This window comes from Streptococcus sp. oral taxon 431 (assembly GCF_023110115.1).
Lineage (GTDB): Bacteria > Bacillota > Bacilli > Lactobacillales > Streptococcaceae > Streptococcus.
Window position 1 is genome coordinate 241,880 of record NZ_JALDVP010000002.1, and the last position, 16,683, is coordinate 258,562.

12 protein-coding genes and 1 other RNA gene are annotated in these 16,683 nt (G+C 38.9%); 4 read left to right on the plus strand and 9 right to left on the minus strand.

Features of this window, described 5'->3' with window-relative positions; translation table 11 throughout:
* Positions 1-3: 3 nt before the first annotated feature.
* The 5 genes from M1F91_RS04045 to M1F91_RS04065 all read right to left on the minus strand — a co-directional run bounded on the left by M1F91_RS04045 (position 4) and on the right by M1F91_RS04065 (position 4,041).
* Positions 4-1,455 (minus strand): cell division site-positioning protein MapZ family protein, encoded by a 1,452-nt coding sequence (locus tag M1F91_RS04045; protein ID WP_247912745.1) that lies wholly within the window; start codon positions 1,453-1,455, stop codon positions 4-6.
* The gene (locus M1F91_RS04050; protein ID WP_247912746.1) at positions 1,448-2,626 is read right to left on the minus strand and encodes a class I SAM-dependent RNA methyltransferase; all 1,179 of its coding nucleotides are present in this window, start codon (positions 2,624-2,626) and stop codon (positions 1,448-1,450) included. The genes M1F91_RS04045 and M1F91_RS04050 overlap by 8 nt, the downstream gene beginning before the upstream one ends.
* Before the next feature lie 82 nt (positions 2,627-2,708).
* Positions 2,709-3,090, minus strand: an RNA gene (gene rnpB, locus M1F91_RS04055) — RNase P RNA component class B.
* An 18-nt stretch (positions 3,091-3,108) separates the two neighbouring features.
* Positions 3,109-3,444: a cell division regulator GpsB gene (gene gpsB, locus M1F91_RS04060; protein WP_006152068.1), complete on the minus strand. Its 336-nt coding sequence runs from the start codon at positions 3,442-3,444 to the stop codon at positions 3,109-3,111.
* Positions 3,445-3,513: 69 nt separating this feature from the next.
* Positions 3,514-4,041 (minus strand): DUF1273 domain-containing protein, encoded by a 528-nt coding sequence (locus tag M1F91_RS04065; RefSeq protein ID WP_247912747.1) that lies wholly within the window; start codon positions 4,039-4,041, stop codon positions 3,514-3,516.
* A gap of 67 nt (positions 4,042-4,108) precedes the next feature.
* On the opposite strand from M1F91_RS04065, the gene recU reads away from it, so the two are divergent.
* Both recU and pbp1a read left to right on the plus strand, forming a co-directional pair.
* A complete protein-coding gene (gene recU / locus M1F91_RS04070) occupies positions 4,109-4,705 on the plus strand; it encodes a Holliday junction resolvase RecU (RefSeq protein ID WP_006150093.1) in 597 nt (198 codons plus the stop codon).
* Positions 4,702-6,837 carry a penicillin-binding protein PBP1A gene (pbp1a, locus tag M1F91_RS04075; RefSeq protein WP_247912748.1) on the plus strand — a complete coding sequence of 712 codons (2,136 nt, stop codon included), beginning with the start codon at positions 4,702-4,704 and terminating at the stop codon, positions 6,835-6,837. Before recU ends, pbp1a begins: the two co-directional genes overlap by 4 nt.
* A gap of 78 nt (positions 6,838-6,915) precedes the next feature.
* On the opposite strand, the gene M1F91_RS04080 is transcribed toward pbp1a, so the two are convergent.
* Entirely contained in the window at positions 6,916-8,892 is a 1,977-nt protein-coding gene (locus M1F91_RS04080) for a peptide ABC transporter substrate-binding protein (protein WP_247912749.1), read from the minus strand.
* A gap of 205 nt (positions 8,893-9,097) precedes the next feature.
* Here M1F91_RS04080 and M1F91_RS04085 point away from each other — a divergent pair, with 205 nt between their 5' ends.
* On the plus strand, positions 9,098-9,580 hold the full coding sequence (locus M1F91_RS04085; RefSeq protein WP_004251981.1) for an S-ribosylhomocysteine lyase: 483 nt from the start codon (positions 9,098-9,100) through the stop codon (positions 9,578-9,580).
* Positions 9,581-9,639: 59 nt separating this feature from the next.
* Here M1F91_RS04085 and M1F91_RS04090 read toward each other — a convergent pair whose 3' ends face one another.
* Entirely contained in the window at positions 9,640-11,742 is a 2,103-nt protein-coding gene (locus M1F91_RS04090) for an ATP-dependent Clp protease ATP-binding subunit (RefSeq protein WP_247912750.1), read from the minus strand.
* A 404-nt stretch (positions 11,743-12,146) separates the two neighbouring features.
* Positions 12,147-14,462 carry a formate C-acetyltransferase gene (gene pflB / locus M1F91_RS04095; protein ID WP_004251975.1) on the minus strand — a complete coding sequence of 772 codons (2,316 nt, stop codon included), beginning with the start codon at positions 14,460-14,462 and terminating at the stop codon, positions 12,147-12,149.
* A 238-nt stretch (positions 14,463-14,700) separates the two neighbouring features.
* Between pflB and dinB the strand changes: the two genes are divergently transcribed.
* Positions 14,701-15,762, plus strand: coding sequence for a DNA polymerase IV (gene dinB / locus M1F91_RS04100; RefSeq protein ID WP_247912751.1), 1,062 nt, complete (start codon positions 14,701-14,703; stop codon positions 15,760-15,762).
* 34 nt (positions 15,763-15,796) lie between these two features.
* Here dinB and M1F91_RS04105 read toward each other — a convergent pair whose 3' ends face one another.
* Positions 15,797-16,642 (minus strand): undecaprenyl-diphosphate phosphatase, encoded by an 846-nt coding sequence (locus M1F91_RS04105; RefSeq protein WP_247912752.1) that lies wholly within the window; start codon positions 16,640-16,642, stop codon positions 15,797-15,799.
* Positions 16,643-16,683: the final 41 nt, after the last annotated feature.

The window sequence follows — 16,683 nt, forward strand, 5'->3', positions numbered from 1 at the left end:
TGACTAGTAGTCTAAATCATCCGCATGGCCAGAACCATTCCCAACAAAGTATCCTGTCTTACAGTTTAGAGTGAAGAGATAAGTTCCATCTGGTTTGTAAAGATTGTAATATCCATTGCCATTCACAATATTTACACGTTCCAAGATATATTGGTTTCCAGTGATATATCCACGCGCACGGGATGTCTCAAGGATCTGTTCAAGAACACCATCTGCGAAGGTCCAGGCAGGATTACTACTATCGTTTACAGCAGATTGATTATACGGTACTCGGCTAGCGCTTCTTTGCAAATTAACACCTTCGCTTGACAAGCCACTATTAGTAGATGCCGCAGTATCACTTGTTGAAGTAGATGGACTGCTTTCTGTTGTTGGGCTTGACGCTTCCTGGCTCGCTGCTGTTGTCGAGGCTGTTGTTGAGGCCGTTGTTGTACTTGCTAGTTGGCTCTTCCCAAGGCTGATTGCTTTATCAAGCAGTTTATCAATTTCTGTATTACCAGTCTTGATTTCCGTGAATTTAGCATCCGCTTTGATTTTTGCATTTGTATCCAAGACACCATCTGTAATAGCTGGAGTTTCAAATTGAGAGTTCACTTCTTGGATAGCCTTTATTTGGGTTTCTAGACTATCATATTTTGATTTGGCTAGAGTATGTTCTCTCGCTCCTTCAAGTTTATCTAGAAGTTCCTTCAATTGATTCAGTTGACTAAACTGGCTATTTTTAAGAGCCGTTTTGTTTTCATCAGTATAAAACGTGTCGTAGAGCGTATTAAATTGTTCATAGACTGACTGATTACTTACCAAACCTGAATCCGCCGCCTTCGTTTGAAGCTCTTGAGAAGAACGCGTAATCTGACGATAAACGTAATAGCCACCTCCAAAAATCAAGAGGAATAGCAAAATAATGGCTGACAAAATTGCCCATTTCTTTTTATTTTGTGGTTCATCATCTGCTTGAGCAGAACGAGACAAGGGTTGAAGTTGATCTTCATTTTCCTCATAAACCACTGCAACTTCGGAGTTATCAACCTCAGCCATTTCCACAGCTTCCAATTCATCCTTAAAAGGTTGCTCGAGAACTCTGGTTTCTTCTTCTTCGGCTTCTTGGGCAACGATTTCAGTTGTATCTGTGGCTACTGCAAGAGCAATTGCTTCCTCTTCCGGACTTAACACATTTTCTTGTTCAGCAGTTTCTCTCACTTCTTGGATCATATCATCCAAGCTTTGAGTAGACTCCTCTTTTTTCGTTTGTAAATTTTCAAATTTGTCTGCTTCGATTTCTTCACGGTGTTGCTTGATATATTTATCTAAGATGGTATCATCTGGAGTCACACCTGCTTCAACTTCTTCGTTCTTACGAATAGCCTGACCAACCGTTAAATCTTTAGCCTCTTCAAATTCAAACTTAGATTCTTGCTCACCCTTGTGATGGCGATTGCGTCTTTTCTTACTCATTTGCATTCCTTTCTACTTTGACATCTTGTCTTTTCACTCGTTGACCAAAATATTGATATAAATCAACTTTCAAAGTACCGTTATAGAGTTTCCGTTTTTTATCTGCCTGACTACCATATTTACTTTCAAAAGCTTCATCACTGGTCAGGATAAATTTACTCCAGGTTTTAAGTGGAGCAAATACCTCTCCCATCTCAGCATAGAGCTTTGTTACTCCAGCGTCATCGGATAAGCGTTCCCCATATGGTGGATTCGAAATAATAACCCCATTAATCTTATCTGTTCGCAAATCCTGCACGCGCATCTGCTTAAAATGTATATCCTTAGAAACCCCTGCAGCCTGAGCATTTTCCTTAGCAATTTCCACCATGCGGCCATCGATATCACAGCCCATGATGTCTAGCTCAATCTCACGATTAATCTTCTTGCTAGCTTCCGTACGAATCTCCTGAATCAAACGATCACTAACCCAATTCCATTCTTCGAAAGCAAAGGAACGGCGTAAGCCTGGCGCCATATTACGAGCAATCATAGCTGCCTCAATACAGAAGGTTCCTGAACCACAGGTTGGATCAATCAAAGGTTTATCTGGATACCAGTTTGATAATTGCAGAATTGCTGCTGCCATATTCTCTTTAATAGGAGCACCACCTTTTTCAGTACGATAACCTCGTTTGAAAAGACTAGAGCCACTTGTGTCAATCATGATAGTCGCAACATCTTTAAGAATTGAAACCTCTATTTTAAACTCTGGACCATTTTCCATCAAGGGAACGCCTTCTGGTCGAGCATAATGTTTCTGCAATTTCTTGACAACTGCCTTTTTAGAAATAGCTTGAACACTAGGTTCATTATGAAGTTTTGATTTGACACACTTAGCCTTTGAAATTGGAAAACGCGCTCCAAGTGGTAAATAATTTTCCCAATCTAAGGCAAAAACTCCTTGAAAAAGTTCTTCAAATGTTTTTGCAGGAAAAGTCCCAACAACAATCTTAATCCTATCTGCAGCTCGTAGCCACAAATTAGTTTCAATAATTGTCTTTACATCTCCTTCAAAGCGAACGCGACCATTCTCAACTTGACAGTCATAGCCAAGTGCACGCACTTCCCGACCTACAACAGCCTCTAAGCCTGCTGCAGCAGTCGCGATTAAATTAAATGTTTGTTTCATGTCAGTCTTTAAAGACCTTTCTCTTGTTCACCTTTAAAAAATGAGGTTGAGAAAATTTCTCAGCCCCAACCTATATGCAATTTTCTATAAGCCATGTTTTGTTCCAGAAGTGACTAGGACCACTTCTTTCGATAATCATCTGTCTACCACTAACAGCTAAAAGCTGCTAGCAGTCAGAGTACTACGTTCGTTTCCGCGCACTCCATGCCCCGACCAAAATTTGGGTTGCTAGCTTGAGGGGTTTACCGCGTTCCACTCTCTCTGTTTCCAGAGAGACTTCGTCACTGTGGCACTTTCAGAGCTACTAAAACATATCCGAAAACTTAGTCTATTCACTCGCCGTAACGATTTCTCGTCCCTAGGCTTATGGTTTCGCCTAGCACAAACACTACAGGCATCACAGCCTGTGCTAGCATGGACTTTCCTCATGAAAAGATAAACTCTCCACGCGATTATCCAAAAATTGCACAACTGTATGATTCTTAGAAATCAGAATTTTCTACGATTTGTTTTCCAAATACTTCTTTTTCAAGACGATTCAAGCGTTTCAAGATATCAAAGTTAGTCATAGAAGTCGTACTTCCAAGCTCAGCAGGCTCAGACGTTACAGATACAGGTTCCACTTGAGGTTTGTTCGCCAATTGTTCTTTCAATTCTGCGACTTCCAAGCGCAATGATTTAACCAACGCTGCATAAGTTTCATAATCCTTGATAACGTCATCTAAGAATTCATCTACCTCTGCTTTACTGTATCCACGTACTTCTCTTCCGAAATCCTGCTCAAAAATATCCTTTGCTGTAAAAATAATACTTGCCATGTCTCTCTCCATTCTCAGTTACTAGTATTATTATATAAAAAAAGGCAAACAAAAAGCAAGGTCAAAGCCTCAATTTTCGGAAAAATTTTCGGCTATTTCGTTTAAATCCTCAAATGTTAATCTTTTTGTAATATAGTTGTCTTTCTTTTTCATCAGTTCGTAAAAAAATCTCAGTTTTGTTTCGTTTTCTTGATCATAAAAAAGATAGGCTCCATCTGTATTTTCAAGTAAAAAAATCTGGTAATCTCTCAATTGGCTTTTCTGCTCATAGGATGGATAGGCATACTTGATAAAATCGACCTGTTTAAAATCACTCAATTTGATCTGATTTGCTTCATTCCAATTCGAGCCATGTGTTTCAAAATCAAAAATAGTCGCTAGTTGGAATCCATAGTCATCTTTCATTTCCTTGGCGACTTCTAAAACCCAATGTTCAAAACCAAGAGAACCTGTAAATACTAGCCATTGCAACCCTTCCTCAACCATTCTTTCCAAATCTCTACGAATAGCTTTTTTGATAATTTTTAAGCGAATGTCCTTTTCATTAAACACTCCCAAATCAAAAGCTGAGTATCCCAAAACCAAGGCTGTATGCATTTTTTCACCCTTTCTGAAAACCTTTGTGGTATAATAGAGTGATGTTATTGTACCAATAAGGAGGACTATGGTCAACTATCCACATAAACTTTCATCTAAACCAAGCAAAACTTCTCTACCTCAAACTAAAAATTTCGCAAATCGAGGTATGAGCTTTGAAAAGATGATTAATGCTACCAATGACTACTATCTATCACATGGAATAGCAGTCATTCACAAAAAGCCAACCCCAGTTCAGATTGTTCGGGTCGACTACCCTCAACGGAGTCGCGCTAAAATTGTTGAAGCCTATTTCAGACAAGCTTCAACTACTGACTACTCGGGTGTTTATGAAGGATTTTACATTGATTTCGAAGCAAAGGAAACCAGACAAAAAAATGCGTTTCCGATGAAGAACTTCCATTCTCATCAGATACAGCATATGGAACAGGTTCTTGAACAAAAGGGAATTTGCTTCGTCCTAATCCATTTTTCTTCTTATCAGGAAACATATTTATTACCGGCGATTGACCTTATCCGTTTTTATCAACAGGATATGGGGAAAAAATCAATGCCGCTTGATTATATTCGAGAGCATGGTTATGTGATTGAACAACAAGCCTTCCCTCAAATACCTTATCTCGATATCGTCAAACAACATTTACTAGGTGGTAAAACAATATGAACAAACAACTTATCTGGCGCATTGCTAAATATCTAGGAATTGGATTTTTAGCAGCCTTTATTGCTGCAATATTGATTGGTGGAAGTGTCTTCTTCTACTATGTATCTAAAGCACCAGAACTTTCTGAAAGCAAACTTGTCGCAACAACTTCAAGTAAAATTTACGACAGTAAAAACGAATTGATTGCTGACTTAGGAGCAGAGCGCCGTGTCAATGCTCAAAGCAATGAAATTCCTATTGAACTGGTTAATGCAATTGTCTCTATCGAGGATCACCGTTTTTTTAACCATAGAGGAATCGATAGCATTCGAATAGCTGGAGCTTTCCTGCGAAACTTAACTAGTAGAGGTGGCCTCCAAGGTGGTTCAACCTTGACGCAACAGTTGATTAAGCTAACATATTTCTCAACTTCTTCATCAGACCAAACAATCGCACGTAAGGCCCAAGAAGCTTGGCTAGCTATTCAGTTAGAAAGAACTGCGACAAAACAGGAAATTTTGACATATTACATCAATAAGGTATACATGTCAAATGGTAACTATGGTATGCAAACTGCAGCTCAAAGTTACTATGGTAAAGATTTAAAAGACCTATCAATTCCACAACTTGCTCTTCTAGCCGGAATGCCACAGGCACCTAACCAATACGATCCTTATTCTCATCCAGAAGAAGCAACAGAACGTCGTAATCTAGTCCTATCAGAGATGCAAAAGCAAGGTTATTTAACAGCTGAACAATATGAAACGGCTATAAATACACCTGTCACTGATGGTTTACAAAGTCTGAAAGGAAGCAACTCCTATCCTCCATACTTAGACAATTACCTCAAAGAAGTGATTGAACAAGTTGAAACAGAGACAGGCTACAACCTTTTAACTACTGGAATGGATGTCTACACTAACGTAGACCAAGACGTTCAAAAGCGTCTTTGGGATATATACAACACAGATGAGTATGTTTATTATCCGGATGATGAACTTCAAGCAGCTTCTACTATCGTAGACGTTACAAATGGTAAAGTTATTGCTCAGTTAGGTTCAAGACACCAGTCGAGCAATGTATCCTTCGGACTCAATCAGGCCGTTGAAACAAATCGTGACTGGGGTTCTACTATGAAACCAATCACAGATTATGCACCTGCACTTGAATACGGAATTTACGACTCTACCGCAGCAATCATAAAAGATGCCCCTTATAACTATCCTGGAACAGATATTCCTGTTTATAACTGGGATAAAGCATACTATGGAAATATCACACTACAATATGCAATCCAACAATCGCGTAACGTACCTGCCGTTGAAACACTTGAAAAGGTTGGTTTAGACAAAGCCAAGACTTTCTTGAATGGTTTAGGTATTGACTACCCGGATATGCACTATGCCAACGCTATTTCAAGTAACACGACTGAGTCAAACAAAAAGTACGGAGCAAGTAGTGAGAAAATGGCTGCTGCTTACGCTGCTTTTGCTAACGGTGGTATCTACCATAAACCAATGTATATCAACAAGATTGTCTTTAGTGACGGTAGTTCAAAAGAGTACTCTGATCCTGGCTCACGTGCCATGAAGGAGACTACTGCCTATATGATGACAGAAATGATGAAAACCGTATTAACCTACGGAACTGGTCGTGGTGCCTATATGTCTTGGTTACCTCAAGCAGGTAAGACGGGTACATCTAACTATACAGATGATGAAATTGAAAATTACATTAAGAGATACGATTATGTTGCACCTGATGAAATGTTTGTAGGATATACCCGCAAATATTCAATGGCTGTTTGGACAGGTTATTCAAATCGCCTCACTCCAATCGAAGGAGATGGATTTAGAGTAGCGGCCAACATCTACCGATCAATGATGGAGTACCTTTCCGAGGATGATCACCCAGGTGATTGGACAATGCCTGAGGGCTTGTATCGTAATGGTGAGTATGTCTTCAAAGTCGGCGCTCGTAGTAACTGGATCCCTCAAACAACCCAACAAGCTACTACAGAAGCTCCTACTACAACAACCGAAAATCAAACTACAGTAGCTGAAACTACTAGCCCAAATAATGGACAAAACCAAACTGTTCCAAATACAAATCAAAACTCTCAACAAAATCAAAATCCTCAAGGACAACAATAATCTTAAAAGACCTAGGAAACATCTTCCTAGGTCTTTTATTAATGAAAAAGTGGAGTTAATTACTAACTCCACCTTCTTTTATTTTACATGGTTTGCAAGATCTTCTTGCGCTTTTTTATTAGATTCTTCTTTTTCCTTCTTCCATTTATCTTGAGCTTTTTGATATTCATCAGCAGTTACTGGTTTATCTTGAAGTTCAAGGTACTTGTACAAGAGGGCTTCGCTTGTTCCTTTGTTACCTGAGTAAGCAAATGGAAGCGTGAATGGTACCATCTTAGACAACATTGGACGTCCAGTTTGAGAAGCAGTTGGAATAATCAAAGCGCTATCTGTCAACCAAGCTTGAGCTGCAGCATATTTGTCATAACGTTTTGAAACGTCAGTGTTTTCATTTCCGGCTTCAACAACCATTTTTTCGTAATCTTCCAAACCAACTTGTTTGGCAGCAGCGTTGTTTGTACCTGCATCAAATCCTAGGTAAGTCTTAGTATTTTCACCGACTGATGGTTTAATGATATCAAGGTAAGTAGATGGGTCTGCAAAGTCTGGAGTCCAACCAACGTTATCTGAAAGATCCCAATCTTCTCCAGCAGCTGACTCAGCAAAGTAGGTAACATTGAGAACTTCATCTTTTTGAAGTTGTTGGATATCAATGACCACATTGTCAGTTCCTAAAGTTGTTTCAAGTGATTGTTTCAATGATTGAACACGTTGTACTTTTGTAGTACTTGTTTGGTCTACCGGCATATCCAGGTGGATTGGGAATTGAACACCTTCTGCTTGGAGAGCTGTCTTAGCTTTAGCAAATTCTGCTTTTGCTTTTTCTGGACTGTAAAGACCGTCTTGAGCATCGTCTAGGTTAACATCTTTCCACTCGTCACCATAAGTCACCAATTTTTCCTTAACTAACTCACCAAAGTTTTTACCATCTGCTTGAACAAATGTTGGTGGTACGAACAAGTTACGAAGAAGTTTTGTTGCTCCACTTTCTCCATTGATTTGAGAAGTATAAGCTGTTCTATCAATACCGAAGGCAATCGCTTGACGGAAGTCTTTGTTAAGGAGAGCTTTCTTAGTTGAAGTTTTTTGCTCATCTGTAGTCTTAGAAGTATATTTATAAGACTGACGATCAATATTGGTACCAATTAAGTAAGTTGAAGAATCTTGTGGTGTATAAACGATATTGTCTTTAAACTCTTTTTCAGTTTCAGGATAACTTGCACTTGTTGGGAATAGACGAGCCGTTGAGAAACCACCAGCCTTAAAGGTTTCTGCAGGTTTGTTTGTATCTTGACCATCCCAGAATGATAGTTTTACTTTATCAATATGAACATTGTCCTTATCCCAATAATTTGGATTCTTTTCAAATTCTACTGAAGATTTAGCTACCAATGATTTCAACAAGTAAGGACCGTTATAAAGGATACTACTTGGATCTGTTGCTTTGGCAAAGTCACTTCCTTTTGAAGTAAGGAATTCTTCATTGACCGGTGCAAGAACACCCATAGTTGTTTTAGAGTTCCAGAAGCTTTCAGGTTTGTTCAAAGTATATTGAACAGTCTGATCATCAATTGCTTTAATTCCAACTTCTGAGAAGTCTTTAACTTCACCTTTCACATATGCATCCAGACCCTTAATAGAATCTTGAACGAGATAAAGTGCTTCTGACTTGTTGTCAGCTGCATATTTAAGACCCGTTACAAAGTCTTGAGCTTTCACAGCTGCGTACTCTTCACCTTCAGAAGTATACCATTTAGCATCTTTACGGATTGTATAAGTGTATGTCAAACCATCTTGAGATACAGACCAATCTTCTGCAATTGATGGCACAAAGTTTCCGTAGCGGTCATTTTCCATCAAACCGTCAATGACGTTACTAGTGATATTAGAAGTTGCTGCTTTACCAGTTGTCAAATAGTTGAGGTTGTCTGGGTCGGTTTCATACGTGTAAGAAAAAGTTTTCTCACCTTTTGCGCTCGAACCTGAACAAGCCGCCAAAACACCTGACGCTAACAGAGTCACTCCTGCTAGGGCCATTACTTTTGAAAATTTCATAATAAACTCCTTTATGACTTTTTATACATTATAATCCCTTTTTAGCTAAGTGTCAATACAATTTTCAGAATTTTTCAAATTGATTTGAAAATATTTTCTTCCTCTATTTCTAATTTGAAAATCTTTTTAGGAAAATTTCAATCATTGACATTTATCAACTATATCTTTATGATATAATGAAAGAAGAAAGTTGAAAGGAAATACCATGTCAAAAGAAGTTATTGTTGAAAGTTTTGAACTAGATCATACGATTGTAAAAGCTCCTTATGTCCGCTTGATTGGAGAAGAGACTGGACCGAAAGGAGATATCATTTCTAACTTTGATATCCGCTTGGTTCAACCAAATGAGGACTCTATCCCTACTGCTGGACTTCATACTATTGAGCACCTCTTGGCTAAGCTAATCCGTACTCGCATCGACGGTATGATCGATTGTTCACCATTTGGTTGTCGTACAGGGTTCCATATGATTATGTGGGGACGTCATTCTAGCGCTGAAATCGCAGCTGTCATCAAGGATTCATTGAAGGAAATCGCTGAAACAACAACTTGGGAAGATGTCCCAGGAACAACTATTGAATCTTGCGGAAACTACAAGGATCACAGCCTCTTTTCTGCTAAGGAATGGGCAAAATTGATTCTCCAACAAGGAATCTCAGACGATGCCTTTGAACGTCATGTCATCTAATAATAAAAAAAGAAACCAGCTTTTGAACTGGTTCCTTTTTTTATTTTCTAAATCTTGATTTAGGCTTTTTCACGAATGACCAAAACACCATCTTCCATATCAGCTTCTAGGTGTTTAGCATCAAGGTTATCCAAGTGGAAGTCTGTGACTTTGTCACGGATTTGTTGTTCAACCACACGTCGGAGTGGACGAACACCCATGACTTCATCGTAGCCTTCTTCAGTCATGTATTCTTTAGCAGCTTCGCTCACTACCAAGTCAATGTCTTTCTTAGAAAGCGTCTTGTTAACTTCAACCAACATAAGGTCTACAATCTTAGAAAGATCTTCTTTGCTCAAGTGTGAGAATTCGATGACAGCATTGAAACGGTTCAAGAATTCTGGACGGAAGTAAGGTTTCAAACGATCCATAAGTTCTGGTTTATCAGCATCTTCTGTCAAGTTAGCTTCGTAACCAAAGCCTGCGTTTGAAGTTGCGATAATCACCGTATTCTTGAAGTTGACAGTGTTACCTTGACCATCTGTCAAACGACCATCGTCCAAAACTTGGAGAAGAAGAGTGATGACTTGAGGGTCAGCCTTTTCAATCTCATCCAAAAGTACGATTGAGTATGGATTGCGGCGAACACGTTCTGTCAAGGTATTGTTGTTGTCATCGTATCCAACATAACCTGCAGTTGTACCAATCAATTTAGATACGGCTGTACGGTCGCTATATTCTGACATATCTAAACGGATGATGGCATCTTTAGTACCGAACATATCAAGAGCTAATTGTTTAGCCAACTCAGTTTTACCAACACCAGTAGGTCCTACAAAGAGGAAGCTACCGATTGGACGGTTACCTTCATCAAAACCAGCACGGTTACGACGGATCGCTTTTGCTACTGCCTCAACAGCCTTGTCTTGACCGATAACTTTGGTTTGCAAACGATGACCCATATCTTTCAATCGTTCGATATCGGTTGCACCCATTTGTGATACTGGGATTCCAGTCATCCGTTCGACAGACTCAGCTACATCATTTACAGTAGCTGTAACCTTGTGATCTTCTGTATGATTAGCAATTTGCTTTTCAAGCTCTTCGATACGGACTTTTGCATTTAGAGCTGCTTCGTAATCTTCTTTAGCAGCTGCAGCTTCTTGTTTAGCTTTTTCTTCTTCAATTTCATGTTCAACTGCATGCACATCTGTTACCGGATGTTGAGCCGCCAAGTGAGCAGCTGTTACATCGACCAAGTCAATAGCCTTATCAGGCAAGCTACGTTGTGGAATATATTGAACAGAGTAATCAACGGCAGCTTTCAAGACTTCATCTGGCAAAATAACATTGTGGTGTTGTTGATAAAGATCTCGAATACCTTGAAGAATCTTGAAGGTATCTTCAGCAGATGGAGCATTAACCTTCACTTCGTTGAAACGACGAGCAAGGGCTGCGTTTTTCAAGATGGTATTACGGTATTCATCTTGAGTAGTTGCACCAATCACTGTCAATTCACCACGTGAAAGAGCTGGTTTCAAGATATCAGCAAGACCTTTAGACCCTTGACCATCACCTGTGCTACCAGCACCAAGGATTTGGTGAATTTCGTCGAAGAAAAGGATAATATTTCCAGCTTCTTTGACTTCGTTTACCAAGTTTTGAATGTTTTCTTCAAAGCTACCACGGTATTGAGTACCAGCTTCAAGTCCAGAAATATCAATAGAAATAATCTCTTTGTTCTTGATTGCTGCTGGAACATCACCATTTACAATTGCTTGTGCAAGCCCTTCAACTACAGCCGTTTTACCGACACCAGCATCACCGACGAGAACTGGATTATTCTTTGTGCGACGAGAAAGAATTTCAGAAGTTTCTTGGATTTCTTTATTACGTCCAATCACTGGGTCCAACTTCCCTTCACGAGCTTCTGCTGTTAAGTTACGTCCAAGTTTTGCAAGAATCCCATCTTGTTTCATACCTTTACCTTGAACGTACTGAGCTTGTTCACTTCCTTCGCTTGGAAGTTGACCGGTTTGACGGTAAATAGCGAATTCTTCAGGTGTTACTTCACGGCCGTTAATCAAGTAACGACGATTTTCTGAACTGTATCCACGCATACCGCCCATCAATTGGTTAAATAAATCATCCATGTTGTTAAAGTTATTAAAGTTGTTATTCATATTTCATACCTCGTTTGTTTTCAAATTTATTTAGTCAAAATAATTTGACTTTCTCTGACCTTTGTTTCAAAAAATTTAGACTAGCTATTTGCTACTCTACGTATAATTTCAGGTTTTTCTTTATCCAATACAGGTTTTTCGATTGGACTTCTAAAAATACTAATGTTAACCATAGGTTGTACCTCTTTTCTAGGTTTTACCCATACTTTGATCTTAAGATACTATATACAATCACCTTAAAATCAAGGTTTTCTAAGGACTTTCATTATCCTTATGTTCTTAGTATATCACTTTGGTCAGTTTTAGTCAATATATTTGACCAAATTTGACTAATTTTTTTTAAAAAATTTTTATAACAAAAAACCAGTCAGAATGACTGGTTTTTGATTTACTATTTATAAATCTTAGCTCAATGCATCATCCATTGAAAGAACTTCGTGGAAGACACGTTGTGTCAATTCAGTTTTTTGTTCTGGAGTGAGGTATTTAGTGTTTACACAGTATCCAGAGATACGTACGATTACGTCTTCACCTGACATGATCTTTTCGTAAACATCGTTCAAGTCCATAACGTTCAAGTTAACGTGTTGTCCACCGTTTTCGAAGTAACCATCAAGGATTGTTACCAAGTTATCAACTTGTTCGTCACGAGTTTTACCAAGAGCACGTGGTGAAACTTGAGTTGTCAATGAGATACCATCAGCTGCATAACCAAAGTCAAGGCTAGCAAGTGAGTTCAAGTTTTGCAACCATCCACCTTTAGCTTTGTTAGATGGGTTAGCACCTGGTGAGAAGAATTCAAGTTTAGACAAGTTCACAGAACCATCTTCGTTGAGGTATACACCTTTGTGGACTGGTGAGTTACCAGTTTGTTTAGAGTAAGCAACGTTAGATGTGATTGTCAAAAGTGATACAGTAGCTTCTGCGTCTTTGTAAAGTTTGTGGCTACGTAGACGAGTTGTGTAAGCTTCGATCAACCATTCTGCCAATTCGTTTGAACGTGGGTCATCTTCACCCCAACGTGGGTATTCACCGATTGTTTCGTAATCGTAGATGTAGCCATTTTCGTCACGGATTGGTTTAACTGTAGCGTACTTGATAGCTGACAATGTATCAACAGTGTTAGCAAATCCACAGATACCGAATCCCATGTTAGCACGTTGTTTAGTTGGCAAGAAGGCCATTTGAACAGCTTCGTAGTTGTACTTATCAGTCATGTAGTGGATGATGTTCAAAGCATCTACGTAAGTGTCAGTCAACCAGTCAAGAGATTTTTCAAAGTTTGCTTTAACTGATTCGAATTCAAGAACTTCGTCACGGATTGGTTCAATGTCAAATACTTTATAGTCTTTATGAACATCGTCGTAACCACCGTTCAAACCAGTAAGAAGAGCTTTAAGAACGTTAACGCGAGCACCGAAGTACTGGATGTTGTGACGTTGTTCTTCGTTTTCTGGGTCAAGTGGAGACACACAACATGAGATACAGCTCATTTCACCGTATCCATCTTTAGCCATTGTTGTAACACCTTCGTATTGGATTGAAGAGTGTTTGTGGCTCATGTGCATACAGTAGCGACGGAAGTTGTATGGCAATTTGTCAGTCCAAAGAACTGTCAAGTTTGGTTCTGGAGAGTTACCGATGTTGTCAAGAGTGTTCAAGAAACGGTAATCCATTTTAGTAACACGGTGACGACCGTCGTTACCCATACCAGCCATAGAAGTTGTGATGAAGGTTGGGTCACCTGAGTACAATTGGTCATAAGCTTTTGTACGAGCAAATTTAACTGTACGAAGTTTCATAACGAAATCATCAATAAATTCTTGGATTTCTGATTCAGTAAATGTACCACGAGCAAGGTCACGTTCTGCGTAGATATCCAATACGATTGGCACACGTCCTAGAGATGTAGCAGCACCGTTGATAACACGGCAGACAGCCATGAAGGCAATGTTTACCCATTGGATAGCTTCTTTAACGTTCATCGCTGGTTTGCGAACGTCAACTCCGTAAAGATCACCCAAGCGTACAACTTGTTGCAATGCTTGATACTGAAGGTTGATTTCTTCACGAAGACGGATTGTTTCTTCATCGATTTCTTCGATTGAGTTCCAATCGTTTACTTTTTCTTGCATCAAGTAGTCTGCACCGTAAAGAGCAAGACGCGCATAAACACCGATGATACGTCCACGTGAGTATGCATCTGGAAGACCAGTTACAGTGTGAGCGTGGCGAGCACGACGGATGTTTGAAGTGTAAGCACGGAAGATACCGTCGTTAACAGTTGTTACATATTTTGTGAAAATTTCGTGAACAGCTGGGTCTGGCTCGTATCCATTTTCTTTCAAAGTAGTTTCAGCCATACGGATACCACCTTTTGGCATGAAGTTCAATTTGAAGAGTTCGTCATTTTGGATACCAAAGATAACTTCGTTTTCTTTGTCGATGAATCCTGCAGGGATGTCAGCGATAGACGTTGGACGAGTGTCCATTGGGAAACGAGTTTCTTCGTAGTGTGCTTTAGTTTCTTCTACGATTTTTTTGATGTGAAGTGAACGCTCTGTTGGTCCTGCAAGGAAGCTTTCGTCTCCATCATAAGGTGTGTAGTTAGCTTGTACAAAGCGTGATACACTTGCTTTTTCTTTCCAGTCAACACCTTTAAAGCCTTCCCAGGCTTTGTCAAAAATGTCCTGTGCTTCAACAACTGTCTTAACAACCATGTTAATGTCCTCTTTTATCTTTCTAGTAACAGTAATCTGTTACATTCATGTATTCAGTATAACACACAGTAAACGATTTCAACAAGTGAAATTACTATTTTTCAACACTTTCTTTTATAATACAGTTGTTATTTTAGTACAAACTGTAGTATATTTTTGAAAAATAATTAGCTATTTCCTATTTTTTCAGAAAAAAGGTATAATAAGGCTAGAAAAACTACCAAAGAAAGGCCATTTCATGCTGATATTTCCACTGATGAATGATTTATCCCGTAAAATTATCCATATTGACATGGATGCCTTTTTTGCTGCTGTAGAAATTCGTGACAATCCTAAACTTAAAGGCAAACCCGTTATTATTGGTAGCGACCCTAGGAAAACAGGTGGTCGGGGTGTTGTTTCAACCTGTAGTTATGAAGCCAGAGAATTCGGCATTCACTCAGCCATGAGTTCAAAAGAGGCTTATGAACGCTGTCCTCAAGCTATTTTTATTTCTGGGAACTACGAAAAATATACTACTGTTGGCCAACAGATTCGAGCTATTTTTAAACGATATACGGATAAAATTGAACCTATGAGTATCGATGAAGCTTATCTAGATGTAACTGAAAACAAGCTTGGTATCAAATCTGCTGTTAAAATTGCTCGTTTAATTCAGCAGGATATCTGGAATGAATTACAATTAACAGCTTCTGCTGGTGTATCATACAATAAATTTTTAGCTAAAATGGCAAGTGACTATCAAAAGCCTCGTGGTTTGACAGTCATTCTTCCTGATGAAGCTGAAGATTTTCTCAAACAAATGGATATCGCTAAATTCCACGGTGTGGGCAAGAAAACAGTTGAAAAACTCCATCAAATGGGTGTATATACAGGTACTGACCTTTTAGAGGTTTCTGAAATCACTCTCATTGATCGTTTCGGAAGACTCGGTTTTGATCTATATCGTAAAGCTCGAGGTATAGATAACTCTCCTGTCAAATCAAATCGTATCCGTAAGTCTATTGGTAAAGAAAAAACTTACAGTAAGATTCTAAGTCTAGATGAAGATATTAAAAAAGAGCTAACTCTCCTTTCGGAAAAAGTTGCTCTTAGTCTTCAAAAATATGAAAAAAGTGGTAAGATCGTCATTTTGAAAATCCGCTATGCTGACTTTTCTACTTTGACAAAACGAAAAACACTGAATCAACAAACACAAGACTCTGAAGAAATTGCTCAAAGCATTATCCAACTCTATGAAACACTGAGTGATAAAGACAAGGGAGTCCGTTTATTAGGAGTCACTGTGACTGGATTTTAAAAACCTTGAAGGAATCTACCCTCAAGGTTTTTTCTTATACAAATAATCGAACAAAGCTATAAAGTAGTAACACACTACCGAGTACAATACGGTATTTACCAAACACTGTAAAGTCGTGTTTTTTGACATAGCTGGTCAAGAAACGAATGGCAACCATGCTGACTGCAAAAGCCACTACCATGGCTACCAAGAGCAAGAAGAATTGGCCAAAACTCAAGACTTCTCCCGCCTTGATGAATTTAAAAATCTTCAAAGCGCTGGCTCCAAACATAACTGGAATTCCAAGATAGAAGGTAAATTCTGTTACCACTGAACGACTAGTCCCATTCAACAAACCACCTACGATAGTTGCTCCGGAACGGCTAGTCCCTGGTAGAAGGGCCAAGACTTGGAAAAGACCGATATACAATGCTGTTTTGTAAGGTAATTTGTCTAACTCAGTAACTGTTGGCTCAATCGCTTGCGCTTTGTTACGTTTTTCAAGATAGATAAAGGCAACCCCATAAACAATCAACATGATGGCTACTGAAACCATATTATGGAAGTGAGTATCAAACCAATCATCAAACTTAAAGACTAGGAGAAGAGGTAGGGTCGCAACAAAAACTTTGGACCATAATTGCCAGGTTCTACGAACTTGAACTTTATCCTTACCTGGTTTGAAGGGATTAAGCTTGTTAAAGTAGATAACCATAACGGCTAAGATTGCACCCAGCTGAATGACTACGTTAAACATAGACATGAAGGCTTCATTTTGATCTTTATACTGGATAAACTCTTCTGCTAAAATCAAGTGACCAGTACTTGAAATCGGCAACCATTCCGTAATTCCTTCAACAATACCAAAAAAGATTGATTTTAAAATTTCAAAAAAATACATAGATTACTCCTTTTACTATCCTCCATTATATCATACTTTTA

Excerpts from the sequence above, each read along its gene's own strand:
- M1F91_RS04085 (WP_004251981.1), top strand. The coding sequence starts at position 9,098 with ATGTCAAAAGAAGTTATTGTTGAAAGTTTTGAACTAGATCATACGATT.
- M1F91_RS04105 (WP_247912752.1), bottom strand. The coding sequence starts at position 16,642 with ATGTATTTTTTTGAAATTTTAAAATCAATCTTTTTTGGTATTGTTGAA.
- pbp1a (WP_247912748.1), top strand. The coding sequence starts at position 4,702 with ATGAACAAACAACTTATCTGGCGCATTGCTAAATATCTAGGAATTGGA.
- M1F91_RS04065 (WP_247912747.1), bottom strand. The coding sequence starts at position 4,041 with ATGCATACAGCCTTGGTTTTGGGATACTCAGCTTTTGATTTGGGAGTG.
- M1F91_RS04090 (WP_247912750.1), bottom strand. The coding sequence starts at position 11,742 with ATGAATAACAACTTTAATAACTTTAACAACATGGATGATTTATTTAAC.
- M1F91_RS04050 (WP_247912746.1), bottom strand. The coding sequence starts at position 2,626 with ATGAAACAAACATTTAATTTAATCGCGACTGCTGCAGCAGGCTTAGAG.
- M1F91_RS04045 (WP_247912745.1), bottom strand. The coding sequence starts at position 1,455 with ATGAGTAAGAAAAGACGCAATCGCCATCACAAGGGTGAGCAAGAATCT.
- pflB (WP_004251975.1), bottom strand. The coding sequence starts at position 14,462 with ATGGTTGTTAAGACAGTTGTTGAAGCACAGGACATTTTTGACAAAGCC.
- recU (WP_006150093.1), top strand. The coding sequence starts at position 4,109 with ATGGTCAACTATCCACATAAACTTTCATCTAAACCAAGCAAAACTTCT.
- M1F91_RS04080 (WP_247912749.1), bottom strand. The coding sequence starts at position 8,892 with ATGAAATTTTCAAAAGTAATGGCCCTAGCAGGAGTGACTCTGTTAGCG.
- gpsB (WP_006152068.1), bottom strand. The coding sequence starts at position 3,444 with ATGGCAAGTATTATTTTTACAGCAAAGGATATTTTTGAGCAGGATTTC.
- dinB (WP_247912751.1), top strand. The coding sequence starts at position 14,701 with ATGCTGATATTTCCACTGATGAATGATTTATCCCGTAAAATTATCCAT.